At 56.8% G+C, this 23,232-nt stretch carries 17 protein-coding genes (1 of these 17 only partly in view); 14 read left to right on the plus strand and 3 right to left on the minus strand.

What is annotated here, in order from left to right; all coding sequences use genetic code 11:
• Window positions 1-33 precede the first annotated feature (33 nt).
• Both D7S44_RS06840 and D7S44_RS06845 read right to left on the minus strand, forming a co-directional pair.
• Entirely contained in the window at window positions 34-2,598 is a 2,565-nt protein-coding gene (locus D7S44_RS06840; protein WP_120453274.1) for a diguanylate cyclase, read from the minus strand.
• A gap of 167 nt (window positions 2,599-2,765) precedes the next feature.
• Window positions 2,766-3,380: a phosphatase PAP2 family protein gene (locus tag D7S44_RS06845; protein WP_120453276.1), complete on the minus strand. Its 615-nt coding sequence runs from the start codon at window positions 3,378-3,380 to the stop codon at window positions 2,766-2,768.
• A gap of 296 nt (window positions 3,381-3,676) precedes the next feature.
• On the opposite strand from D7S44_RS06845, the gene udk reads away from it, so the two are divergent.
• The 3 genes from udk to asmA all read left to right on the plus strand — a co-directional run bounded on the left by udk (window position 3,677) and on the right by asmA (window position 6,827).
• Entirely contained in the window at window positions 3,677-4,318 is a 642-nt protein-coding gene (udk, locus tag D7S44_RS06850) for a uridine kinase (RefSeq protein ID WP_120453278.1), read from the plus strand.
• An 83-nt stretch (window positions 4,319-4,401) separates the two neighbouring features.
• The gene (dcd, locus tag D7S44_RS06855; protein WP_033750209.1) at window positions 4,402-4,983 is read left to right on the plus strand and encodes a dCTP deaminase; all 582 of its coding nucleotides are present in this window, start codon (window positions 4,402-4,404) and stop codon (window positions 4,981-4,983) included.
• A gap of 20 nt (window positions 4,984-5,003) precedes the next feature.
• Entirely contained in the window at window positions 5,004-6,827 is a 1,824-nt protein-coding gene (asmA, locus tag D7S44_RS06860) for an outer membrane assembly protein AsmA (protein ID WP_120453280.1), read from the plus strand.
• 1 nt (window position 6,828) lies between these two features.
• Here asmA and D7S44_RS06865 read toward each other — a convergent pair whose 3' ends face one another.
• The gene (locus tag D7S44_RS06865) at window positions 6,829-8,403 is read right to left on the minus strand and encodes a TerC family protein (protein ID WP_120453282.1); all 1,575 of its coding nucleotides are present in this window, start codon (window positions 8,401-8,403) and stop codon (window positions 6,829-6,831) included.
• 798 nt (window positions 8,404-9,201) lie between these two features.
• Between D7S44_RS06865 and wbaP the strand changes: the two genes are divergently transcribed.
• The 11 genes from wbaP to D7S44_RS06920 all read left to right on the plus strand — a co-directional run.
• A complete protein-coding gene (wbaP, locus tag D7S44_RS06870; protein WP_120453284.1) occupies window positions 9,202-10,635 on the plus strand; it encodes an undecaprenyl-phosphate galactose phosphotransferase WbaP in 1,434 nt (477 codons plus the stop codon).
• Window positions 10,636-10,933: 298 nt separating this feature from the next.
• Window positions 10,934-12,073: a polysaccharide export protein gene (locus tag D7S44_RS06875; protein ID WP_120453286.1), complete on the plus strand. Its 1,140-nt coding sequence runs from the start codon at window positions 10,934-10,936 to the stop codon at window positions 12,071-12,073.
• Window positions 12,074-12,081: 8 nt separating this feature from the next.
• Complete coding sequence (locus D7S44_RS06880) at window positions 12,082-12,516, plus strand: arsenate reductase/protein-tyrosine-phosphatase family protein (protein ID WP_120453288.1); 435 nt, start codon at window positions 12,082-12,084, stop codon at window positions 12,514-12,516.
• Between the two features lie 12 nt (window positions 12,517-12,528).
• Complete coding sequence (wzc, locus tag D7S44_RS06885; protein WP_120453290.1) at window positions 12,529-14,706, plus strand: tyrosine-protein kinase Wzc; 2,178 nt, start codon at window positions 12,529-12,531, stop codon at window positions 14,704-14,706.
• A 239-nt stretch (window positions 14,707-14,945) separates the two neighbouring features.
• A complete protein-coding gene (locus tag D7S44_RS06890; RefSeq protein ID WP_120453292.1) occupies window positions 14,946-16,082 on the plus strand; it encodes an EpsG family protein in 1,137 nt (378 codons plus the stop codon).
• Between the two features lie 13 nt (window positions 16,083-16,095).
• Complete coding sequence (locus D7S44_RS06895) at window positions 16,096-16,821, plus strand: SGNH/GDSL hydrolase family protein (RefSeq protein WP_120453294.1); 726 nt, start codon at window positions 16,096-16,098, stop codon at window positions 16,819-16,821.
• Window positions 16,822-16,854: 33 nt separating this feature from the next.
• Window positions 16,855-18,057: an acyltransferase family protein gene (locus D7S44_RS06900; protein ID WP_120453296.1), complete on the plus strand. Its 1,203-nt coding sequence runs from the start codon at window positions 16,855-16,857 to the stop codon at window positions 18,055-18,057.
• An 83-nt stretch (window positions 18,058-18,140) separates the two neighbouring features.
• Window positions 18,141-19,058: a glycosyltransferase family 2 protein gene (locus D7S44_RS06905; RefSeq protein WP_120453298.1), complete on the plus strand. Its 918-nt coding sequence runs from the start codon at window positions 18,141-18,143 to the stop codon at window positions 19,056-19,058.
• A 65-nt stretch (window positions 19,059-19,123) separates the two neighbouring features.
• On the plus strand, window positions 19,124-19,876 hold the full coding sequence (locus D7S44_RS06910) for a glycosyltransferase family 2 protein (protein ID WP_120454182.1): 753 nt from the start codon (window positions 19,124-19,126) through the stop codon (window positions 19,874-19,876).
• Window positions 19,877-19,916: 40 nt separating this feature from the next.
• Window positions 19,917-20,951 (plus strand): glycosyltransferase, encoded by a 1,035-nt coding sequence (locus tag D7S44_RS06915; protein ID WP_120453300.1) that lies wholly within the window; start codon window positions 19,917-19,919, stop codon window positions 20,949-20,951.
• Window positions 20,952-21,041: 90 nt separating this feature from the next.
• Window positions 21,042-23,232: the 5' portion of a phage tailspike protein gene (locus tag D7S44_RS06920; protein WP_120453302.1), read on the plus strand. The gene runs 56 nt beyond the window's last position; only the first 2,191 of its 2,247 coding nucleotides appear in the window; its start codon is at window positions 21,042-21,044; its stop codon lies beyond the right edge, outside the window.

Here is a 23,232-nt window from a genome sequence, read left to right on the forward strand (position 1 = left end):
CTTTAGCGCAGCTGAGCGGGGCTGGCAAGCGGCTCAGTGCGCTTCTGGTGCATAGATCGTCAGCCGCCCGCGTCCCGCTTTTTTGGCGTTATAACAGGCGATATCCGCCTGCGACAATACCTCTGCGCCGACGCCGTTGGTGGCGGAGAACTGCGTCAGACCGGCGCTGGCACCGACCTGAAAAATGTCGTTCTGCCAGTTAAAGGTGTAGCCATTGACTGCCGAGACGATGCGCTGCACCACCTCACACCCCTGCGCTATCGGGCACTCCGGCAACAGCAAGGCGAACTCGTCGCCGCCGAGGCGCGCCAGAAAATCGGTGCCGCGCAGGTGCCGCTGCATCAGCCCAGAAAGTTCGCGCAGCAATGCATCGCCTGCCGCGTGCCCGGCGCTGTCGTTGACCGCTTTAAATTTATCAAGATCGATAAAAGCCAGCACATGCTGATGCTGATGCTCAACGGCGTCGTTCAGCAGGCGCTGAAGCTGACGGTCGAAGCTGGCGCGGTTCGGCAGGCCGGTCAGGGTATCATGCAGCGCGCTATAGCTGAGATGCTTCATCATTTTGCGCGATTCGCTGACGTCCTGAATGACCATTACCGCGCCGATCTCCTCGCCTTCCAGGGTGCGCAGCGGCGTTATGCTGTAGTGAATCTCTACGACGCCGCCGTCAGCGGCGTGCAGCACCAGCTCGTCATCCAGCTCGGGCGTCGTTTTTTCCGTTGGCAGGCGGCGGAGCAGCAGGTTCTCAACCGGCGGGCCGTGACGTCCCTGGGTGATATGCAGCAGTTCGCTCAAGGGTTTTCCCGCCGCCTCTTCCTGACGCCAGCCGCTCATCTTTTCCGCAACCGGGTTCATAAAGGTCACGCGCATTTCGCTGTCGGTGCTGATGACCGCTTCGCCGATGGAGTCCAGCGTGATCGCCATCCGCTCTTTTTCCTGAAACAGCGCGTCGGTAAGGTTACGCAGGTGGGTCACGTCCTGACAGATGCCCAGCATACGTTCAAGGCGTCCGTCCTGACTGAAGAAGCGGCGCGCCTGCGTGCGCAGCGTGTGTACGCCGTCGGCGCGCTGAATGCGGTACTCAATATCGAAAACGTCGGCGCTTTCCTTTGACGTCATCAGCGCCAGATCGAGCCGCTCGCGATCTGCCGGATGCACCTGGCTGCGCCACAGCTCGCGGCTGGGCTGCTGGTGCGCGGGCAGGCCGAACAGCGCGTACATATGGCGGTCCCACATCATCTCATTGCGCACAAGGTTCCACTCATAGACGCCGATTTCGCCCGCTTCGTTCGCCAGCGTAATGCGCTCCATCAGATGACGATTGACCTGCTCGCTCTGCTTCAGCTCTGAGATATCGATAATCTGGGAAATAAAGTAGAGCGGTTTACGCGCGGCGTCGCGCACCAGCGATACCGTCAGGCGCGCCCAGACAATTTCGCCGCTTTTGCGAAAGTAGCGTTTTTCAATGGTATAAGCGTCAATATCGCCGCGCAGCAGCCTGTCCGCATGTTGCAGATCGTTCTCCAGATCGTCGGGATGAGAGATCTGCTGGAAGGTGAGCTTTTTCAGCTCGGCGGCGGGAAAGCCTAGCGTCTGGCACAGGGAATTATTGACCTGTAGCCAGACCCCTTGCGGCGATACCAGCGCCATGCCGATAGCGGAATACTCCATCGCGTGGCGAAACCGGGTTTCGCTTTCGCTGATATGGTGCTTCTCGCGCTGAAAGGCATCCATGACCAGCGACATCACATGGCTCGGCATCAGCACCAGCAGAAAGGGGAGCCAGTTAGCTATCTGACCGGGCGCATTGCCGGGCGTTTCAATGCTTACCAGGCCGAGCGCCAGAACCAGCGAAATAGTACAGGCGTTAAGCAGAAACAGCAGAAACGCCTCCCGCTTCGGCAGGCGTACGGCGCACCAGAACAAAATCACCACGATAAAGGTGAATGGCCAGGGCATAAAGCGCAGCGCCAGCCAGCTCGCGCCAGCGGTCAGCAGCAGGTTAAAAAGGAACTCTGCCAGGCGTCGCACGCTAATTGAGCCGATCCTGAGCGGCCAGGGCATCAGTAACAGCACCGGACCCAGCGCCAGCATGCCGATGACTTCGGAAATCACCCAGGTTAAGAGAAAGGGCAACGTGCCGCTGCCGTGGATGTTCAGCATCCACAGCGCCAGCAGCCCGCCCAGAAGAGGAGTGAGAACGCCTACCGACAGGACAAAACGCAGCCAGTCGAGCAGGGAGTTAAGCGGCGCCTGACGACTGAGCAGCCCGCGCAGTAAAACGCCGCCGAGGATCGCCTGCAGCACATTCAGCAGCGTGAATTTCAGATTCGCCAGTTCAGGTCCGATTATCAGCGCATTCGCCAGGCCGGTGCCCGCCACGCAGCCCAGCAGCAGCAACGGCGCATGGCGGGAAGGCGCGCGAAATGCCACGATAGTCATCAGCGCGGTCGCGAACCAGAGTGGCGAAATGCGCCCGCTGAACACGATCAGCTCCAGACAAAAAAGCGTCAGCACAAAAGCGAGCACGGCCAGAATCAGGGCGCTCAGCAGGCGGTTTTGCGGTTTGTCCAGCGAGGACAACAGTTCAACACTCATTTACTAACCCGGCAACGCGCACGGCGTCAAAATGACGAAAAATGCGCCAGTCATACTCTTCCGCGCATGCTAGCACATCACCGTCGCTGTGGGTTTGTTAAATCAAATTTCTGCGATATTCAACGAATTGACTGGCTCTGTCGCCGCAAAAAAAAGCGGCGAAAAGGTTACTGGCGGAACAGATCGGCGCGGGTAAAAGGCTTTTCCAGTCCGGCCAGATCCGCAGAGAAACGTTCAAGAAACTGCTGCGTGGTGGCAACGCGGCCATGGCCCATCAACAGCAACGGCACTAAAAAGGCCGCGCCGACCTGCGGCCAGCTAAAGCCCTTCAGCGCGGTGCGGCGCTGGCTGAGCAGAAAGGCGGAACTGAGGGTAAAGCCCAGCAGCAGCCCGGTCGCCACTTCACTGGCGGAGTGCGCATGCATCACCAGGCGCGAGAAGCCCACCATAAGCGGTATAAGGTAGCCGACGCCGATGGCGAGCAGACGCAGCAGGGTCGGCCAGCGGCCGGAAACCAGCCACAACATAACCGGCCAGAGCGTCGCCGACATCGCGCTGTGGCCGCTAAAGCCGGTAAAATTAAAGCGGGCGCTGCCGATGCCGAAACCGAGAAAGAGAATCTTCGACAGGCTTACCAGCAGACCGGCAAGGCCAAAGGCGAGCAGCCAGTACCAGACCGTGCGGCGATTATCGCTCTTCCACGGCAGGATCAGCGCGATGATCACCGCAGTCGGGATCAACAGCATGCTGTCGCCAAAATAGGTCAGTGTTCTCCAGTGCATAATCTTCCTTTAGTGTGGGCTGGCATGAATTTTCCCGCGTCATTAGCGGGCGGGAACGCGCTTCCGCTGCCTGATGCGCCAGCCGCATAAATAAAAACAGAACTGCCTGTTAGTTTATCGGGTTATGGTTTCGGTTTGAAAAGGGGAAATTCTGAAATCCCGACAGCGGCTTTTCTCTGGCGTCAAAAGAATGAAATCCCTATACTTAGCGCCTACTAAACCCTCTCCATCCCGTCCTGCGTCAAAACGCTTAATCCGCGTACAGCGCAGGCTCCAGTATCAGGTCGTTAAAAAGTATGACTGACAAGTCTCATCAGTGCGTGATTGTGGGCATTGCCGGTGCCTCCGCATCCGGAAAAAGTTTAATCGCCAGCACGCTCTATCGTGAAATCCGTGATCAGGTCGGTGACGAGCATATCGGTGTCATCCCCGAAGATGCCTATTATAAGGACCAGACCCACCTCACCATGGAAGAGAGGGTAAAAACCAACTACGACCATCCCAGCGCGATGGATCACGACCTGCTGCTGCAGCATCTGCAGGCGCTGAAAGCGGGCCAGGATATCGATTTACCGGTTTACAGCTACGTCGAGCACACCCGCACGCGCGACAGTATCCACCTGAAGCCGAAGAAAGTAATTATCCTTGAAGGCATTCTGCTCTTAACCGACGCGCGCCTGCGTCAGGAGCTGAACTTCTCGATTTTCGTTGATACCCCGCTGGATATCTGCCTGATGCGCCGCATGAAGCGCGACGTTAACGAACGCGGCCGCTCTATGGATTCGGTGATGAGTCAGTATCAGAAAACCGTGCGTCCGATGTTCCTGCAGTTTATCGAACCCTCGAAACAGTACGCCGACATTATCGTGCCGCGCGGCGGGAAAAACCGCATCGCCATTGATATCCTCAAGGCTAAAATAAACCAGTTTTTTGAATAGGCGCGTCGGGTCTGACGCGCGGCGAACCGCCTGGCAGGCGAGTTTCAGGCAGTTCGCTACACTTATATCATGGAGACAGGTTAATGAGATTATGTGACCGCGATATTGAAGCCTGGCTGGATGATGGCCGCTTAGCCATCGATCCGCGTCCGCCGGTAGAGCGCATTAACGGCGCAACCGTCGATGTCCGCCTGGGCAACCAGTTCCGGACTTTCCGGGGCCACACGGCGGCGTTTATTGATTTAAGCGGTCCAAAAGATGAAGTGAGCGCTGCGCTGGATCGCGTCATGAGCGATGAAATTGTGCTGCCGGAAGGCGAAGCCTTTTTCCTCCATCCTGGTGAACTGGCGCTGGCGGTGACCTTCGAATCGGTCACTATTCCGGACGATCTGGTGGGCTGGCTGGATGGACGCTCTTCACTGGCGCGTCTGGGGCTGATGGTGCACGTCACTGCGCACCGCATCGATCCGGGCTGGCAGGGTCGCATCGTACTGGAGTTTTATAATTCCGGTAAGCTGCCGCTGGCGCTGCGCCCCGGCATGCTGATTGGCGCGCTGAGCTTTGAGCCGCTTTCCGGCCCGGCGGCGCGTCCTTATAACCGTCGCGAAGACGCTAAATATCGCGGACAGCAGGGTGCTGTCGCCAGTCGTATCGACAAAGATTAAACCGCGAATATGGGGATGTAATGAAGAGAGTGATAACCACGCTGGCCATTTTACTGGTGGTCATCGTTGCAGGCATGACCGCGCTAGTGCTGTTGGTCAATCCAAACGATTTTCGCTCCTATATGGTGAAGCAGGTCGAGCAACGCAGTGGTTATCGGCTGGAAGTGAGCGACGATTTGCGCTGGCACGTCTGGCCTAAGCTCAGCATTCTGGCCGGGCGCATGAGCCTGACCGCGCCCGGCGCTTCGCAGCCGCTGGTTACGGCGGAAAATATGCGGCTCGACGTTAACCTCTGGCCGCTGCTGTCGCACCAGCTTAGCGTCAGCCAGGTCATGCTGAGCAACGCCGTAGTGCGCGCCACGCCGGAGAGCGAGCCGCAGCAGCCGCAAAACGCCCCGATCGCTCCCGGACGCAGCGATGCCGCCGCGCCAGCCAGCGGCTGGTCGTTCGACATCAGCCAGCTCCGCGTTGCCAACAGTCTGCTGATCTGGCGCCAGCCGGGCGGCGAAGAATATAATTTCCGCAACCTCAATCTCAACCTGAATCAGGACGAGCGCCATCTGGCGAACATTGAGCTCAGCACCAGCCTGACGCGCAATCAGCGCAACGCCACGCTGTCGCTGAAAGGCCAGCTCGACGCCGCGCAATATCCGCAGCGCCTGAGCGGTAAAATCGACGAGCTTACCTATGCGTTAAGCGGCGCCAATATACCGCCACAGGGCATTAAGGGCACGCTGAGCGCGCAGGGTAGCTGGCGTGCCGATACGCAGCAGTTCACCTTAAGCCAGATGCAGCTCAGCGCCAATGACAGCGCGTTAACGGGCGAGGCGACCGGTTCCCTGACGCCGCCGCAGCAGCTGGCGCTTCAGCTGCACGCAACGCAGCTTAACTTCGACAACCTGATGGCCAACGCGCCGCAGATCCGCAACAGCGGGGAGCAGCACGCGACGGTGGCGCGCGCGCCGGTCATTGCGACGCCGCGCGTGCAAAACAATGTTGATTCGCCGCTTAACGACATGAACCTGGCGGTGAATTTAAAAGCGGACAGCGCCGTGTGGCGCGGCCTGTCGCTGCGCGACTTTGCCCTTGACGTGACCAGTCAACAGGGGCTGATAACGCTGCGCGTGCTAAACGGCAAGCTGGGCGACGGCGATTTCTCCGCGCCGGGCACGGTCGATATTCGTCAGCCGGAAACTCGCGTCGCGCTGCAGCCGGTGCTGAATCATGTCGCTATTCAGCCGCTGCTCGCCGCTTTCGATATGCCGCAGACGATGCAGGGCGCGGTTTCGCTTAATGGCGATCTGAGCGGCGAAGGCCTGACGCTGGAGGCGGCTAAGCGCCACTGGCGCGGCGAGGCGCAGCTGAACGCCAGCGACGTCAGACTGGCGCAGATCAACCTGCAGCAGATGGTGCGCCGCGCCGTTGAGCGCGCCAGCGATCGGGTCAGCAGTGACGAGAGCAGCGAACAGGGCATTCGCCAGCTTGGTGGCACGCTGGCGCTGAATAATGGCGAGCTGCGCTTTAGCGATCTGAAAGGGGAGGGCGATCGCCTGAAACTACAGGGCGGTGGCGAGGTGAATATACCGACACAGCAGCTGGATGTGACTTTCGGCCTGACGCTTACCGGCTGGAAAGGCGACGACCGACTGGTTACGCTGCTGTCGCAGCAGGCAATTCCGCTGCGCATGTACGGCAGCTGGAATAACGTTCAGTATTCGCTGCCGGTCGATGAAGTGTTGCGCCAGCAGCTACAGAGCGAGGCGAAGTCGCGTCTGAACGAGTGGCTGGATCGCCAGCCGAAAAACAGCGACAAAGAGAGCCTGCGCAAGCTGCTGCGTCCTTAATTCACACCTCATAATCGAGATCCTGCGGCTGTTGCAGGATCTCGACTTTCTGTACGCGATGGTTTTCCACCTGCAACGTGCGCAGCAGATAGCTGCCGACCTGCAGGGTTTCGCCCTCTTCAGGAATATGCTGCAACGTGTCCATCAGCAGGCCCGCCAGCGTATGGTAGCTCCGCCGCTCATCCAGCGGCAGCCTGATGTAGAGCGCCAGGTCTTCCAGCGGAATATTGCCGTTAACGATCCAGCGCCCTTCGCCCTGCGGTTGCACATCATAGCGGGCGTCGATCTCTTCGCCTTCAAGCGGTAAATTGCCGGCGATGGTTTCCATCAGATCGCTGAGCGTGACCACCCCTTCCACCGAGCCGAACTCATCCACGACAAAAGCAAAATGGGTGCGCGCCTGACGAAACTGCTCCAGCGCCTGCAGCAGCGTCAAACGCTCCGGAAAGATCAGCGGCTGACGGATCAGCGCGCGTAAATCCAGCGACTGGTGATGCAGCGACTGGTGCAGCAGATCGATAGCGTGCACCACGCCCAGCAATTCATTGCCCTGATCGGTGATCAGCAGACGGGTATGCTGGTTGCGGTCGAGGCGCGCCATAATCTCCGCCGGATCGTCATCCAGGTTAATATGCTCAATATCGTGACGTGACGTCATAATGGTGTTGACGTGACGCTGGGCGAAGTTGAGTACGCGGGCGATCATCACGCGTTCCTGACGGTTGAACAGCGCGTGTTGATCGCTGTCGGCAATCAGTAACGCGCTCTGCGGGTCCAGTTCGGCGTGGTCCGCTTCGCCGCGCAGCAGCCGGAGCACGGTTTCCGCGGTACGCTGGCGCAGCGGACGCCCGGCCGAGAGGGCGCGGCGGCGGTTACGCTGCGCCAGCTGGTTGAACGCCTCGATCACGATTGAGAAACCGATCGCCGCATAGAGATAGCCTTTGGGAATGACAAAACCGAGTCCCTCCGCCACCAGGCTAAAGCCGATCATCAGCAGAAAGCTCAGGCAGAGGATGACGATGGTGGGATGGCGGTTGACGAAGCGCGTCAGCGGCTTGCTGGCCAGCAGCATCAGCAGAATGGCGATGGTAACCGCCGTCATCATAACCGGCAGCTGGTTCACCATGCCGACGGCGGTAATGACCGCGTCCAGCGAAAAAATAGCGTCCAGCACCACGATTTGCGCCACGACTGGCCAGAATTTAGCGCCGCGATTATGTTGATTCTGCGCGTGATCCTGCCCCTCCAGCCGCGTATTAAGCTCGGTTGTCGCCTTAAATAACAGGAACAGACCGCCGAGCAGGAGCAGCAAATCGCGCGCGCTGAAGGGGTGGCTGTACAGGGTAAACAGCGGCTGCGTCAGCGTGACCAGCCAGGAGAGCGACGCCAGCAGCAGCAGGCGACACAGCAACGCCAGCAGTAAACCGATAACGCGCGCCCGATCGCGATCTTTACCTGGCAGCTTTTCCACCAGAATAGCGATAAACACCAGGTTATCGATCCCCAACACCAGTTCAAGAACGATAAGCGTAATTAACCCCGCCCACAGCGAAGGATCCGCAAACACCTCCAACATGCCTTAGCCGCCTGAATATATCGAAGTCAGTAAAATCTGAGGATAGTGGAGTGAAGGGCAGGGCACAACTTGTCGCCGCGCCTGATGTTCTGCGCAACGCGGGATAATAATGGAAAGATGCTGCGCGTTTTCTTTCACCATTATGACAGCATGATGTAAAGGAGAAGATTGCGATGCGGTGAATAACTGATGAATCGATTTGAAATGCATCGCAGCAGCGAGGCAATTTATTAGCGGGGTGAATATGGAATTAATCTGATTTTTGCGCAGGGTATTGCACTTTCAAATTTGCCGAATGGCGGGCCTCAATACTAATGACTGGTAGTCTTTTTCCTAAAATAGTCAGGGGACGGCGGGGCCTACTTGTAAAGAAGCCAGTAATAACTAGTATAGCAACGTGCTGTTAAAAGTCTGCGCTTATGTTGATATTCGCCCACAGATTTGGCACCCAATGTTGTGAATTGTGATCTGTCCCGTGGGTATGCATCAGGCAGCCGGTCCGGGAATGACAGGCCGGAAACAGGATATCAAAAGCGGTATTGGCAGCGACAGCCAAGGGCGGTAGCGTGCCTGAAGCGCCTTTTACGTTTAGAAAATAATCAGTGCGTCACGGCAGGTTAAGTCAGAGTAATCTGTTGGTATTTATAAAAATTTTCTTGTTTGCTTGATAAGGAAATTGGCGTGAACGCACCCTGGAACTCCCCTCAGTTACGCATATGTCGACGAGAAACTGATTCGCTCAATTATTACACAGCTCAGGGCGTCATGGGTTAAAGGAAATAAAATAAAGAGTTAAATATGCGCGATACTGAAATTACGTTTAAAAGTCTTTTCACTAAATTGTTGTTGGCCGGTTCGGATTTAATTTGTTTTAACGCCGCTTTATTCATAGCGCTGGCGTTAATTAATATGATGTCTGATTCGCCACTGGCAGATATTTCTGAAAAAGATCTGCATTTGAAAATTGCTACGCATATTTTCCTGTCGGTAATTTGCGTCGGATGGTTCTGGGTCAGGCTGCGTCACTTTACCTACCGCAAGCCATTCTGGTTCGAGCTGAAAGAAGTTTTTCGTACCATTCTTATTTTTTCCATTATCGACCTGTCGATTACCGCGCTGTCGCAGTGGCAAATGTCGCGTTTCGTCTGGTTCCTGACCTGGCTGCTGGCGCTGGTGTTAATTCCGCTGTCACGCGCTGTGGTTAAACACATGCTGAATCATTATGGCCTGTGGAAAAAGCAGACCATTATTATCGGCAGCAGTAAAAACGCGCAGGAAGCCTGGCAGGCGTTACAGAGCGAAGAGGTGATGGGCTTCGACGTTATCGCCTTCTACGATGTAGACGGCTCCTGCCCGCAGGCGAGCATCACCGGCGTGCCGGTGCTGCGCGAAGAGGCCGAACTGTGGAACCTGACCCACAGCGAAACGCAGTTTATCGTGGCGGTAGAGTATGAACAGAGCCAGTACCGCGACGTGTGGCTAAAAAACCTGGCGATGCATAACTGCCGCTCGGTCTCCGTTATCCCGACGCTGCGCGGCGTGCCGCTTTACGGCACCGACATGGCCTACATTTTCAGCCATGAAGTGATGATCCTGCGCGTCAACAACAACCTGGCGAAACGCACCTCGCGCTTCCTGAAGCGGGCATTCGATATCGTCGGCGCGCTGTCAATCATTATCATGCTGCTGCCTGCGCTGCTGGTGCTTGGCTTCCTGGTGGGACGCGACGGCGGACCGCCGATTTACGGTCACGAACGCGTCGGCATGAACGGCCGCAAGTTCAAATGCCTGAAGTTCCGCTCAATGGTGATTAACTCCAAAGAGGTGCTGGAAGAGGTGCTTCGCACCGATCCGGTAGCGCGCGCCGAGTGGGACAAAGATTTCAAACTGAAAAACGATCCACGCATCACCAAAGTCGGTCACTTCATCCGTAAAACCAGTCTGGATGAGCTGCCGCAGCTGTGGAACGTCGTGCGCGGCGACATGAGTCTCGTCGGTCCGCGCCCGGTAATTGAAGATGAACTTTGCCGTTATGCCGGAGATGTCGACTACTACCTGATGGCGAAGCCAGGCATGACGGGATTGTGGCAGGTCAGCGGTCGTAACGACGTTGATTACGAAACGCGTGTCTATTTCGATTCGTGGTACGTAAAAAACTGGTCGCTGTGGAACGATATCGCCATTTTGTTCAAAACGGTCGGTGTCGTACTGAAGCGCGATGGGGCGTATTGATAGCAGGCGAGTGCGGGGAGCGAAGTACGGGCGCTCCCTGATTTCTGGCGCCGCCGCTGGCAACGTCATTGGTGATAGCTGCCATTATCGTGGCTGAAGGAAGCCGTTAATTGATGCAGAAGGTAATAATACGCATTTGCTTATTCCATCCTGTTAAACGGCAGCAACAAAAAGAGTTAGGGAGCAAGTGATAATGACAGACATTTTCAGTGCTTAGGCTGGCGAGTTTATTTTTTTTCAGCGCTTACACAGCGGCGTTTTCGCCTCTATCAATCAATAACTGATAGCGAAGATCTAGATGATTACAATCAAAACGAAATTGATACCCATGCTGGTATCCGCCACATTTCTCTCAGGGTGTACGGTTGTTCCTGGCCAGCACCTTTCCACTAGCGGAAAAGATGTCGTTGAGCAGCAGGACAGCAACTATGACATCGACAAATATGTCAACGTTTTCCCGTTAACGCCGCGTCTGGTCGAACAGATGCGTCCTAAGCCGCTGGTGGCGCAGGCCAACCCGGGGCTGCAGAACGAAATCCAGAACTATGAATACCGCATCGGCATCGGCGACGTGATTAACGTGACCGTATGGGATCACCCCGAGCTGACGACGCCTGCCGGTCAGTACCGCAGCGCCAGCGATACCGGCAACTGGGTGCACTCCGACGGCACCATCTTCTATCCCTATATCGGCAAGGTTCGCGTAGTCGGCCGTACGGTTACCGAAGTGCGCAGCGAGATCGCGCGCCGCCTCGCGCAGTATATCGAGAGCCCACAGGTCGATGTCAGCATCGCCTCCTTTAAGTCGCAGAAAACTTACGTGACCGGCGCCGTGACCACCTCCGGTCAGCAGCCGATCACCAACGTGCCGCTGACGGTGCTGGACGCCATCAACGCTGCGGGCGGTCTGGCAGCGGACGCTGACTGGCGCAACGTGGTGCTGACGCACAACGGTACCGAGCAGCGCGTCTCTCTGCAGGCGCTGATGCAGAACGGCGACCTGAGCCAGAACCATCTGCTCTACCCTGGCGATATCCTCTATGTGCCGCGCAACGACGACCTCAAAGTCTTCGTGATGGGCGAGGTGCGCCAGCAGTCGACGCTGAAGATGGACCGCAGCGGCATGACGCTGGCGGAAGCGCTGGGCAACGCGCAGGGCATGGATCAGACGGCCGCAGACGCTACCGGCGTCTTCGTTATCCGTCCGATTCGCGGTACCAACCGCACCAAGATCGCCAACATCTATCAGCTGAACACCAAAGATGCGGCGGCCATGGTAATGGGTACCGAATTCCAACTTGAGCCTTACGACATCGTATATGTCACCTCCACGCCGCTGACGCGCTGGAACCGCGTGATTTCGCAGCTGCTGCCGACCATTGCCGGCATCAACGATGCGAGCGAAGCGGCGCTGCGTTTCCGCAACTGGTCGAACTAGGTTTAGCCATGATTACGTCCGTGTTAGTGGTCTGCGTCGGCAACATCTGCCGCTCCCCAACCGGGGAGCGCTTACTGAAGTGCGCGTTGCCGGAAAAGCGAGTCGCTTCGGCGGGTCTGGGCGCCCTGAAGGGCTATCCGGCGGATCAAACCGCCAGCGAGGTGGCTGCACGTCATGGCCTCTCGCTGGAGGGGCATCATGCGCAGCAGTTAACCGCCAGTATGTGCCGCGATTTCGATCTGATTCTGGTGATGGAGAAACGCCACATCGAACAGGTCAGTCGCATCGATCCAGCCGCGCGCGGAAAAACCATGCTGCTTGGGCACTGGCTCAACCAACAGGAAATCGCGGATCCGTACAGAAAGAGTCGTGAGGCCTTTGAAGAGGTTTACGGGTTACTGGAAAACGCTACCCAGAAATGGGTCAACGTACTAAGCCGATAGTTGGGATTATCCATGAATATTAAAAATAAGGTTATGACCGCGCCAAGAGAGGAGTCGACGGGATTCGATCTTGGCCACCTTTTGGGCCAGTTGATCGATCATCGCTGGATCATTGTCGCCGTAACCGCCTTCTTTATGCTGGTGGGAACGCTCTACACACTGTTTGCCACACCGATTTACAGCGCCGACGCGATGGTGCAGGTGGAGCAGAAAAACGCCAGCACCGTGCTCTCCGATCTGCAAAGCATCATGCCGGCGACGCCGGAGTCCGATACGGAGATTCAGATCCTGGAATCGCGTATGGTGATCGGCAAGACCGTGAGCGATCTCGGTCTGGACACCGTCGTCGAGCAGAAATATTTCCCGATTATCGGGAAAGGGCTGTCGCGCCTGATGGGCAACAAACCGGCGCAGATCGCTATCTCGCGTCTGGAAATCCCGCGTACCGTCGACAAGCGCAGCGTCGAGCTGGAAGTGAACAGCCCGACCACCTATACCGTGAGCAAAGATGGCGACGAGCTGTTTAAAGGTCAGGTAGGACGCCTTGAGCAGCACGGCGAAATCACCATGCTGGTCAGCGACATTCAGGCGGACAAAGGCACCAGCTTTACCGTCACCAAACTGAACGAGCTGCAGGCGATCAACTCGGTGCTGGCGAACCTCACCGTGGCTGACAAAGGCAAAGACACCGGCGTGCTGGGTCTGGAATACCTGGGTGAAGATCCTGACCACATCAGCAAGGTGCTGAACCAGATCGTCAACAACTATCTGCTGCAAAACGTTGAGCGCAAATCTGAGCAGGCTGAGAAGAGCCTCGAGTTTCTGCGCAATCAGCTGCCGCAGGTGCGCGCCAAGCTGGACGACGCTGAGAACAAGCTGAACGCGTTCCGCCGTCAGAACGAATCGGTGGATATGTCGCTGGAAGCGAAATCGGCGCTCGACTCCTCCGTCAGCGTGCAGAGCCAGCTGAACGAGCTGACCTTCCGTGAAGCGGAAGTATCGCAGCTGTTCACCAAAGATCACCCGACCTACCGCGCGCTGCTGGAAAAACGCAAAACGCTGGAAGGCGAGCAGGCGCAGCTGAACAAGAAAATCTCCCAGATGCCGCAAACGCAGCAAGAGATCCTGCGTCTGACGCGCGACGTGCAGTCGGGTCAGGAGATCTACATGCAGCTGCTGAACCGTCAGCAGGAGCTGGGCATCAGTAAAGCCAGCACCGTCGGCGACGTGCGCATCATCGATAACGCGGAAACGGCCAACTCACCGGTCGCGCCGAAGAAAGCGTTGATTATCGTTGCCAGCCTGATGCTGGGCCTGATCGTCTCCGTGGGTCTGGTACTGCTGAAAGCGCTGCTGCATCACGGCATCGAGAACCCGGAACAGCTGGAAGAGCTGGGCATGAACGTCTATGCCAGCGTGCCGCTGTCCGAGTGGCAGCGTAAAAAGGATACCGAAGCGCTGGCGCGTCGCGGTCATAAAGTGAAAACCGATCCGCACGAAACGCTGCTGGCATTGGGCAACCCGACTGACCTCTCTATCGAAGCGATCCGTAGCCTGCGTACCAGCCTGCACTTCGCGATGATGGAAGCGAAGAACAATATCCTGATGATCACCGGCGCGAGCCCCGGCATTGGTAAAACCTTTATCTGTGCCAACCTGGCGACGCTGGTAGCGAAAGCGGGTCAGCGCGTGCTGTTCATCGATGGCGATATGCGTCGTGGCTATACCCACGAGCTGATCGGCGCGGAGAACAAGTCTGGTCTCTCTAACCTGCTGTCGGGTAAAACCGAGTTCAGCCCGGCGCTGATTCAGCGTGGCCCTTATGGCTTTGACTTCCTGCCGCGCGGCCAGGTGCCGCCGAACCCGTCGGAGCTGCTGATGCACCGCCGCATGGGTGAGCTGCTGGACTGGGCGAGCAAGAACTACGACCTGGTGCTGATCGATACGCCGCCGATTCTGGCCGTAACCGATGCCTCGATTATCGGCAAACTGGCTGGCACCTCGCTGATGGTGGCGCGCTTCGAAACCAACACCACGAAAGAGATCGACGTCAGCTTCAAGCGCTTCGCGCAGAACGGCATCGAGATTAAGGGCGTGATCCTCAACGCCGTGGTGCGTAAGGCCGCCAACTCGTACGGTTATGGCTACGACTATTACGACTACGAATATGGCAAGCCGACCAAAAGCTAAACTTTGACGATTAACGGGGCGGTGAAACCGCCCCTTTTTATCGTCGCTTAAAGACGACACGCAACGATGTACACAGGTGATTCTGTGTTTCGCGCCAGACGCCACGCATAACACGCATAACCGGGCGGGCGCCCATAACAGAATGGTTCAGCAACAGGCAGACGCTTTCGGGCGCAGCTTCGCGCCAGTGGCGCAAAAGCCTGTCGGGCTGGCAACGTGTGGAATTAAGGAATCACACCATGGCTCCATATTGGTATATATCAGGGTTTCTGCTGCTGATTTCGATCGTGGAAATCCTGCTGAAAAAAGACGAACGCACTACGCACGTCTTGACTTATCTGCTCTGCATCGCCGCAGCGACGCTGGTGGTGTTCGGCGGTATCCGCGGTCTTGGCACCGGCATGGATGATTATCAGTACCGCAGCTTTTTCGCCGATTTTATCAACCGTATTCAGGTCAACGGCTTTGCCAATACGGTGGCGTTTTTCCGCTATGAACCGCTGATTTTCGTTCTGGCGTATCTGACGACGCTGTTTTCCCACAACGCCGATATTTTCCTGTTTATCTTCTGCCTGCTGGCGGTAACGATAAACGCGGTCTTCTTTAAGAAGATGTCGCCCTATCCGGTGCTGGCGCTGGCGCTCTACTCGGCGCATATCTTTATCAACAAAGATATGAACCAGATCCGCTTCGGTCTGAGCTCGGCGCTGTTTCTCGGCGTCATCTGGTATATCTACCAGAAGCGCTATCTGCTGGCGCTGGCCTTTACGCTGCTGTCGTTTTTCAGCCATAACACGGCGGTAATGGTCGTCACTATCGTGCCGTTCCTGTTTATCCGCGACTCGCGCTGGTGGCCGGTGGCGATTATCCTGCTGAGCATCCCCGCCTCTAAGGTCGGCGGCACCAGCTTTATCGCGCTGATTTCATCCCATCTGGGTTCGATGGGGGAAAGGGCTGAAGGCTACAGCAATGAAACCTCCAATACGGGCGAGGGCAGTATCTTCTCAGTGTCGAACCTGAAGAACATTATGCTGGTGTTTATCTTCGTCTACTTCCTGCTGAGCAACGAGATTAAAAAGTATAACTACCAGCAGTATCGCCTTAACTATCTGCTGGTGCTGACCTTCGCCATCGGCGGCGGGGTCCGTATCTTCTTCTATAACTATTCGTCGGGTGCGCGCCTCTCCAACTACCTGTTGCAGGTCGAACCGATTATTTTAGCCTCGCTGGTGTATCAGGTGCGACCGATGCTCAAGCCGGCGATGTTCGCGATGTTCGCTTTCTTCCTTGTCTACTACCTCTACTACAACACGATTTCCCTTAAGCAAGCCGTTGTCGGCTATGAAGTGGCTAAGGAATTCAGGCTGTTCCATTAACCAGAGAGGTAACATGACTAAATCAATTATTGCCGCTGTGATCCTGTCCGCCTCCTGCCTCGCGCAGGCCGCCGACGATCGAGGCGCATTTATTATCGACGCCTACGGCGACTCCACCACCGCAGGCGTGATGTCTTCGGGCGGTAAAAATATCATCACGCCGGGCAACGAGATGGCTAATCTGCAAAAAATGCTGCAAAGCAAATATGGCAGCGCCATCGAAGTGAAAAACCACGGCGTGCCTGGCGCCCAGGCGGCGGAGCTGCTCTATAACAAGGGCAAAGACGATCCCAGCGGCTGGAGCGAGCGTATGGCTCATTCCGATGCGAAGCTGATCCTGCTCAACTACGCCATCAACGATGCGCGTCACTTCTACTTTAAAGACAAAAACACGCATCTGGAAAGCCCGGAAGAGTACGGCCGCATCATGACGACGCTGGTCAGGGAGGCGAAAGCGCACAACAAGCTGGTAGTGCTGCAGGAGCCGAACCCGATTTGCGGCAAAGTCGAGCGCTGGAACGTCTGGCCCTACGTTTATCAGCTCAATGAGGTGGCGAAAGCGGAAGGCGTGCCCATTGTGAAGCAGTGGACGGCGATTAAAGCGCGGCGCGACTGGCAGAGCGGCATGTCGGCGGATTGCATTCATCCTTCCGAATCGCTCTATCAGCAAAAAGCGCAGCAGACCTTTGATGTGATCAGTGCCAACTTCGGTAAGGAACTGTCGCAGTCCGGCAGCTAAACCCAACCCGTATCTGTGGCTTCAGGAGTTGTCATGTATGTATTAATCATGGTGGTGTCGTTCTGTCTGGCGCTGCTTATTCTGCGCGCGACCTCGTACCATAAAGGCATTTATAACGGCAGCGGCATTAAAAGCATCTCCGGGCTGCGCGCGCTGCTGGCCAGCATCGTCGCCTTTTCCCATCTGGTGCACTATCTCTATTCTCTCGACGGCACCTGGGTTTTCGATAAGGACTACTTTGCCTGGTTCTCCGAAGGCAACTTTTTCGTCAACTCTGGCAAGTTCGGCGTGCTGCTGTTCTTTATGATTTCGGCGTTCCTGTTCTATCGCTGGCTGGATAACGACGGCATGCCGGCGAGCCAGCTTACCTGGAAGCTCCTGAAATCGCGCGTGCGCCGTATTGTGCCGATGTTCTGGTTCTCCGGGCTGGTGATCATTCTGGTGGGCCTGATGCAGGGCGGGTTGCATATTAATGCCCGCAGCATTACTGACGCCGTGCTCTGGCTGCTGTTCGTCGGCAGTTATCATATGGGCGATTTTCTGACGGCTGACGTTAACGCCGGCGTGGAGTGGACGCTGCGTCTGGAGTGGCTGCTCTATCTGTCGATTCCGCTGATTTTCGTGGTGAATCGCGCGACAAAGGGCAAATACAAAACCCTGCTGATACTTGGCTCAATCGGCCTGATTTTCTGTGTCGCCGTGGGGCTGCGTCTGTGGGGCAAAACCTACACCGACCCGCGTCCGGTACTGGGCTTCGCCATGGGCTACTTCGCTTACACCTGGCGCGATCGGCTGGCGCGCTTTAAAAACTCGCGCAGCGCAGGCGTGCTCTGCATCCTGCTGGCGGTTTTCGCGCTCGCCTTCACCAGCAACGCGTTCTGGTATCTGGTGTTCCTCTGCTGCCTGACGGCGATCTTCTTTGTGGTGAGCAGCGGCAACAACCTGCTGGGCATGCTGGAGAACAAAACCCTGATGTCGATCGGCGAGGTGAGCTACAGCCTCTACCTGATCCACGGCGTGGTGCTCTACTTCATTAAAGATATTCCGCTCAGCATGGTGCCGCACAATATCGTGGTTTACACCCTGATCTCCACGCTGTTCTTCGTCGTCTCATTCTACGTGGCGAAGATAACCTATCTCTTTGTCGAAAAGCCCTTTATCGGCAGCAACAACAAGAAGAAGGTGGCGGCCGAAGTGTCGCCGACAAAGCAGGATCGCTCCGGTAACCCTTACTGATTGACGGGACTGCGTCCGCCGCCGCCGCGCGGTACGCAGTCCGTTTTTTATAGATTTCAGCCCTGTTTTTAAGAGGTACTGGCATGAAGGACATTCGTTTCTCCATTGTAATACCCGCGTATAACGCGTCGCAGTCGATTGTCGCGACGCTGGATTGCGTCAAGGCGCAGAGCTACCGCAATTTCGAAGTGATTATCGTTGACGACAAATCCGCCGATGCGGCGGCGCTGGCGGAGGTAGTCAACAGCGAGCGCTATCAGGATTTGGGCATCAATCTGGTGCTCTCTGAGGTGAAACTGAACGGCGCAGGCGCGCGCAACAAGGGGATCGAGCTGGCGACGGGCGACTATATCAGCTTTCTCGACGCCGACGATGAATGGCACGCCGACAAGCTGCTGGAGACCAGCCGCAAAATCGAGGAGCTGGAAGCGCAGGGCAAAAGCAAATTCGTTATCTACAGCCAGGTTAACATCTATCAGGACGGCACTTTCCTGAAGGTCATGCCGATGCAGACGCCGGGTAAAAACGAAACCGTGGCGGAGTATCTGTTCGGCTGTTACGGCTTTATCCAGACCAGCACCATCGTGCTGAAGCGCGAAGACGCCGCGCGCATCCAGTTCGATACGCGCTATATCCGCCATCAGGATTATGACTTCTGCATTCGTGCCGATCGTCTCGGTTATGAATTTGTCATGATTGCGCGTCCGCTCGCCACCTACCATCTGGTCACGAAATTTGGATCCAAGCATAAAGGCGAATCGGTGAAATATTCGCTTTTCTGGCTGGATGCCATGAAACCGCACCTGACCTCGCGCGATATCGATACCTACAAGGCTTTCAAGCTGCCGCTGCGTTACAAAATGGACGGCAAGTCGCTGATGGCGAGCCTGACCTTCGCGCGCTACTTCTTTCTCACCAATAAAGACAACCGGGCCTATTTCCTTAACCGCGTGAAAGACAAGTTAAGGGCGCGACTGGGCGGTGAAAAAGCGGTTTCCTGACCCCTTCTTGCTCCCCGACGCGGGAGCGTTTTCCCGGAACGATACTTTTTTATTCAGGTATGAATATGACGAATCATGTTGGCACCGTAGGCATTGTGATGCCGATGTATAACGCACGTCAGACGGTTTTACGCGCCGTGCAGTCGGTGATGAACCAGACCTGGCCGGACTGGCATCTTTACTTGATCAACGACAAATCTACCGATGATTCGCTGGCGCTGGTGCGCGAGCACTGTAACGATCCGCGCATTACCATTCTCGACAACGAGGTGAACCTCGGCGCGGCGGAGACCCGCAACGTCGGGCTGCGCGCGGCGAAAGAGGAAATTATCGCCTTCCTCGACAGCGACGATGAATGGCATGTCGACAAACTGGCGCAGCAGGCCGCCGCTATCGCTGCGGGCGATGATTTCGTGATCACCGAATATCACTATAAAACTAAAAACGCCGATCACGACATCACCTACAGCAAACCCTTTCTGCAACAGGAGAGCTTTGTGAAGAAGCAGTATCGCGTCTGCTTCTCCTCCGTCTGCTTCCGCCGTCCGCCGCAGGGTATTTTCTTCCAGCGCAAAGGGCACGAAGACTTCTTGTTTCTTTATGAACTCTTCACCCGTTACAAACAGGCGCGCGTGATCCAGAGCATTCTCGTCAACTATTACGAACTGGGCGATTCCCTGTCGCGCAACAAGAACAAAGCGGCTAAGTGGCACCTAGAATTATTAAGAATTATCTATAAAAACAATCCTTTAAAAATCTATTACTATTACGGCTGGTATATGGTGAACGGCGTGCTGTTTACCCTCAAGCATCGATAACCGGATTGTCTTTTTACTCTTTTGAGGTGGGTAGCGTTAAATGAAAAAAATCGTCCTGGTGATCAAAGATGCCTATTCGTACGCCGGCACTGAGAACATCTGTAACTTTATGTCCGAGTGTCTGGGCGAAACGCATGACGTCACCATCTACTCGCTGGAAGGCAGCGGTAAAACCTTCTATCCCTTTGAGCATGTCAAAAATATCGTCAGCTTCGAGGGACACAGCAACCCGATCAAAAGCATTGTGAAGCGTATTCACAGCGAAGAGGTCGACAGCGTATTTCTCATCAGCATGGGGCGTCTGAGCGTGATGTTCGCTTTCTGGAGCCTGCTCTCCGGCAAGAAGAAACGCTTTAAAGCCTATGCCTGCGAACATATTGCCATTAACTCCTTCAGCAAGCCGATCAAACTCCTCAAGTACCTGCTGCTGCGCTACTACGATCAGGTCATCGTCCTGACCGATAAAGACCATCAGGTCTTTTCCCGCTGGCGCATTCCAAGCAAGCAAATCCCTAACCCGGTGGTCTTTAAATCTTTTGAACGCAAGACGCGCAGCCGTCAGGCGCTGGCGGTCGGCCGCCTCGATCACCAGAAAGGGTTCGATCTGCTGCTGGATATCTGGCGCGACTTCGCGCAAACCCATCCGGACTGGACGCTGGTCATCGCCGGCGACGGCGAGCTGCGCCAGCAGCTGGAAGATCAGGCGGCGGCGCTCGGCATCAGCGGCAGCGTTAACTTCGTCGGCCGCGTCAGCAATATCAACGACTACTACCGCGACAGCGATATGGCGCTGATGACCTCGCGCTACGAAGGGCTGCCGCTGGTATTGCTGGAAGCTAAATCCTGGTCGCTGCCGGTAGTGGCCTATGACTGCCCGACCGGTCCGCAGGAGATTATCAACCAGGGCGAAGATGGTTTCCTGGTGCCGATGAACGACAAAGCGACCTTCCTGGCGCGTATGGATCAGCTCGCCAGCGACGACGCGCTTTTCTACGCCATGAGTCAAAAAACAAAAATTACCGCGCTGAAATTTGACGGTAAGCAGATCAAGCAGAGCTGGCTGGCGCTGGTTTAACGGCGGCAAGGGAAGGGCCTGATTGCAACGTGCCTCAGGGAACACTGTTATGGCCCATTGCGCGGCCCCATCGACTACGGGATTAGATGCATGAAAAGAAGAGAAGTCTTGCAGACCGCAGCCTCCTCCATTGTTGCCGCACTCTCCGTCAGTGCGTTTTCCAGCCATGCTGCGAAAAACAGCGGCGTCGCCCTGAAAACGGTAGACCCGTCGGCAGTGCCGAAGGGCGACGTGCCGATTCTGACGCCGGAGAACCTTTATGCCATGCCGCCGCAGTTCTGGCAGAGCTTCGAAGGACAGCTCTGGATCGGCAAAGCGGGCAGCGACGCCAGTCAGGCCGGTAATCAGATCCCGGTCTTTCTGCGCGACGACAGCGGCAAGCTGGCGCAAATCACCCAGCCCATCGCACTCAATAAAGGCAGTTTCGCGCGTTTCGTTCAGGGTAACGCCGCGCTAATCGCCGATCCGACGCACTCAATGACGGTGAAGGATAACGACGGTAATACGCTGTTTAACATTCCCGACGTCAGCCGACCGGGCCAGGCCGCGTTCAGCCAGCGCCTGGCGCAGCCGGACGGCTATCAGCTGATTGGCGAAATTGCCTCGGTTGAGGAGCTGCGCAAAACCCGCCCGCTGTTTGAAGGGGCGAAGATCAAGCTGAAAAGCTGGCATGAAGGACTGGAAGTAGGCGGCGGCGAGTTTATCGGCAGCTTCCAGACGGGCCGCGACGACGGCGGCGTCAACTTTGCCGGTGAAGGCTTTTCCTGGCGACGCGTCGTGGACGATTTTAACCGGCTTTCGCTGTTTGACTTCGGCGCCATCGCCGATGGCAAAACCGACGCCGCGCCCGCCATCAAGGCGATGTATCAGTGGTCCGAACAGGCGCAGCAGCCCATCTGCGTGCAGTTTCCCGCGGGCACCTTCTTTGTCTCCGCCTGCGATTTAGGCAGCGAAGGCCGCCGCTTCTTCCGCCTCTCCGGCGCGATGGTCAATTTCGGCTACTTCCCGGCCACGACCATTGTCTCCGACGGCCAGTCAGACTTTATTTTTGACGTTAATGCGCGCTGGGTAGAACTCTCCAACCTGATCTTTAACGGCAACAGCGACAAGCATCCCAACAAGCAGGGCTTGTTCCGCAACACCTGCGAAGGCGGACAGTTCTTCCGCGGCGCCTGCCTGCGTTTTAACGCGGTCGGCGGCACCGCGCTCAGCCTGCTCGATACGCTGGACTGTAAAATCGACCAGTGGTACGCCTCGCGCTGCACCGGCGACGTCATTAAAGCGGGCTGGTCAGGCCGCAAAGCGGGCGCCTGGGATCACAGCACCGCTATCGAGCTCTCTAACTTTAACGCGCAGAACTGCCGCGGCGGCATGGTGCTGAACCTGCCGCGCTGCAGCCAGTCGCTCATTCACAACGGCTGGATCGAGCACTGCGACCATCCGGGCGACATCTCTAACGGACAGTGGATCATCGATGCGCTGAGTCTGGAAGACTGCAAAAACCCGCTGATCGCGCACAACTCGCGCCTCAATATGCGCCAGACTAATCTGCAGTCCGGCAGCTGGATCGATAACTCCGAGCAGGGCGAGCGCTGGCTTAACGTCTGGGAGATGGGATCGACGCGCGTTGAATCTTACGGCGTCGCCATCGACGGCAGCCTGAAGTACAACTACATCACTTCGCGCTGGCGGCTGGAGAACAACAGCGATCAGCAGACGTGGTTTGAGCTGGGCACGCTCTATTCGCCGTCGGTTGGCGACGCCTGGGAGATCGAAATCTTCGGCCAGTCGGAGTTCAGCAACGGCAGCACCAGCCAGCCGCTGATGAACCCGATCGCCGATCGCTCGACCGGCGGTCGCGCGGTGATCCATGTCCAGCGCAAGAAGAGCAAGGCGGAAGCGAGCTGGTCTGCTGAAGGCAGCAGCCCGGTGGTCGAGGTGCGCTACGTCGCCGCCAACGACAACGACGTGCGCCTCTTCGTTAAGCTGGCAGGCTGGACGCCGTCGGCGGTGGTGCTGATGAAAACCACCAGCAAGGACCGTTTCGCCACCGGCCGCTGCGCGCGCGTCAGCGCCATCATGGAAAAAGGCGTGCCGCCGTCCGGCAACGTGGCAGCGCCGCAGCGCTTCAGCCTGCATAACGGCAAGGCGGGCATCGGCGGCAACGAGCAGGGCGACCTGCTGCTGGCGTCGCGCGCGCTTAACGCCGGGCAGGTCGATACCAGCAAGCCGAAAGGGTTTATCTCTATGGTGATTAACGGCGAACAGTGCGCCGTGCCCT

Source organism: Pantoea piersonii (assembly GCF_003612015.1).
Taxonomy (GTDB): domain Bacteria; phylum Pseudomonadota; class Gammaproteobacteria; order Enterobacterales; family Enterobacteriaceae; genus Pantoea; species Pantoea piersonii.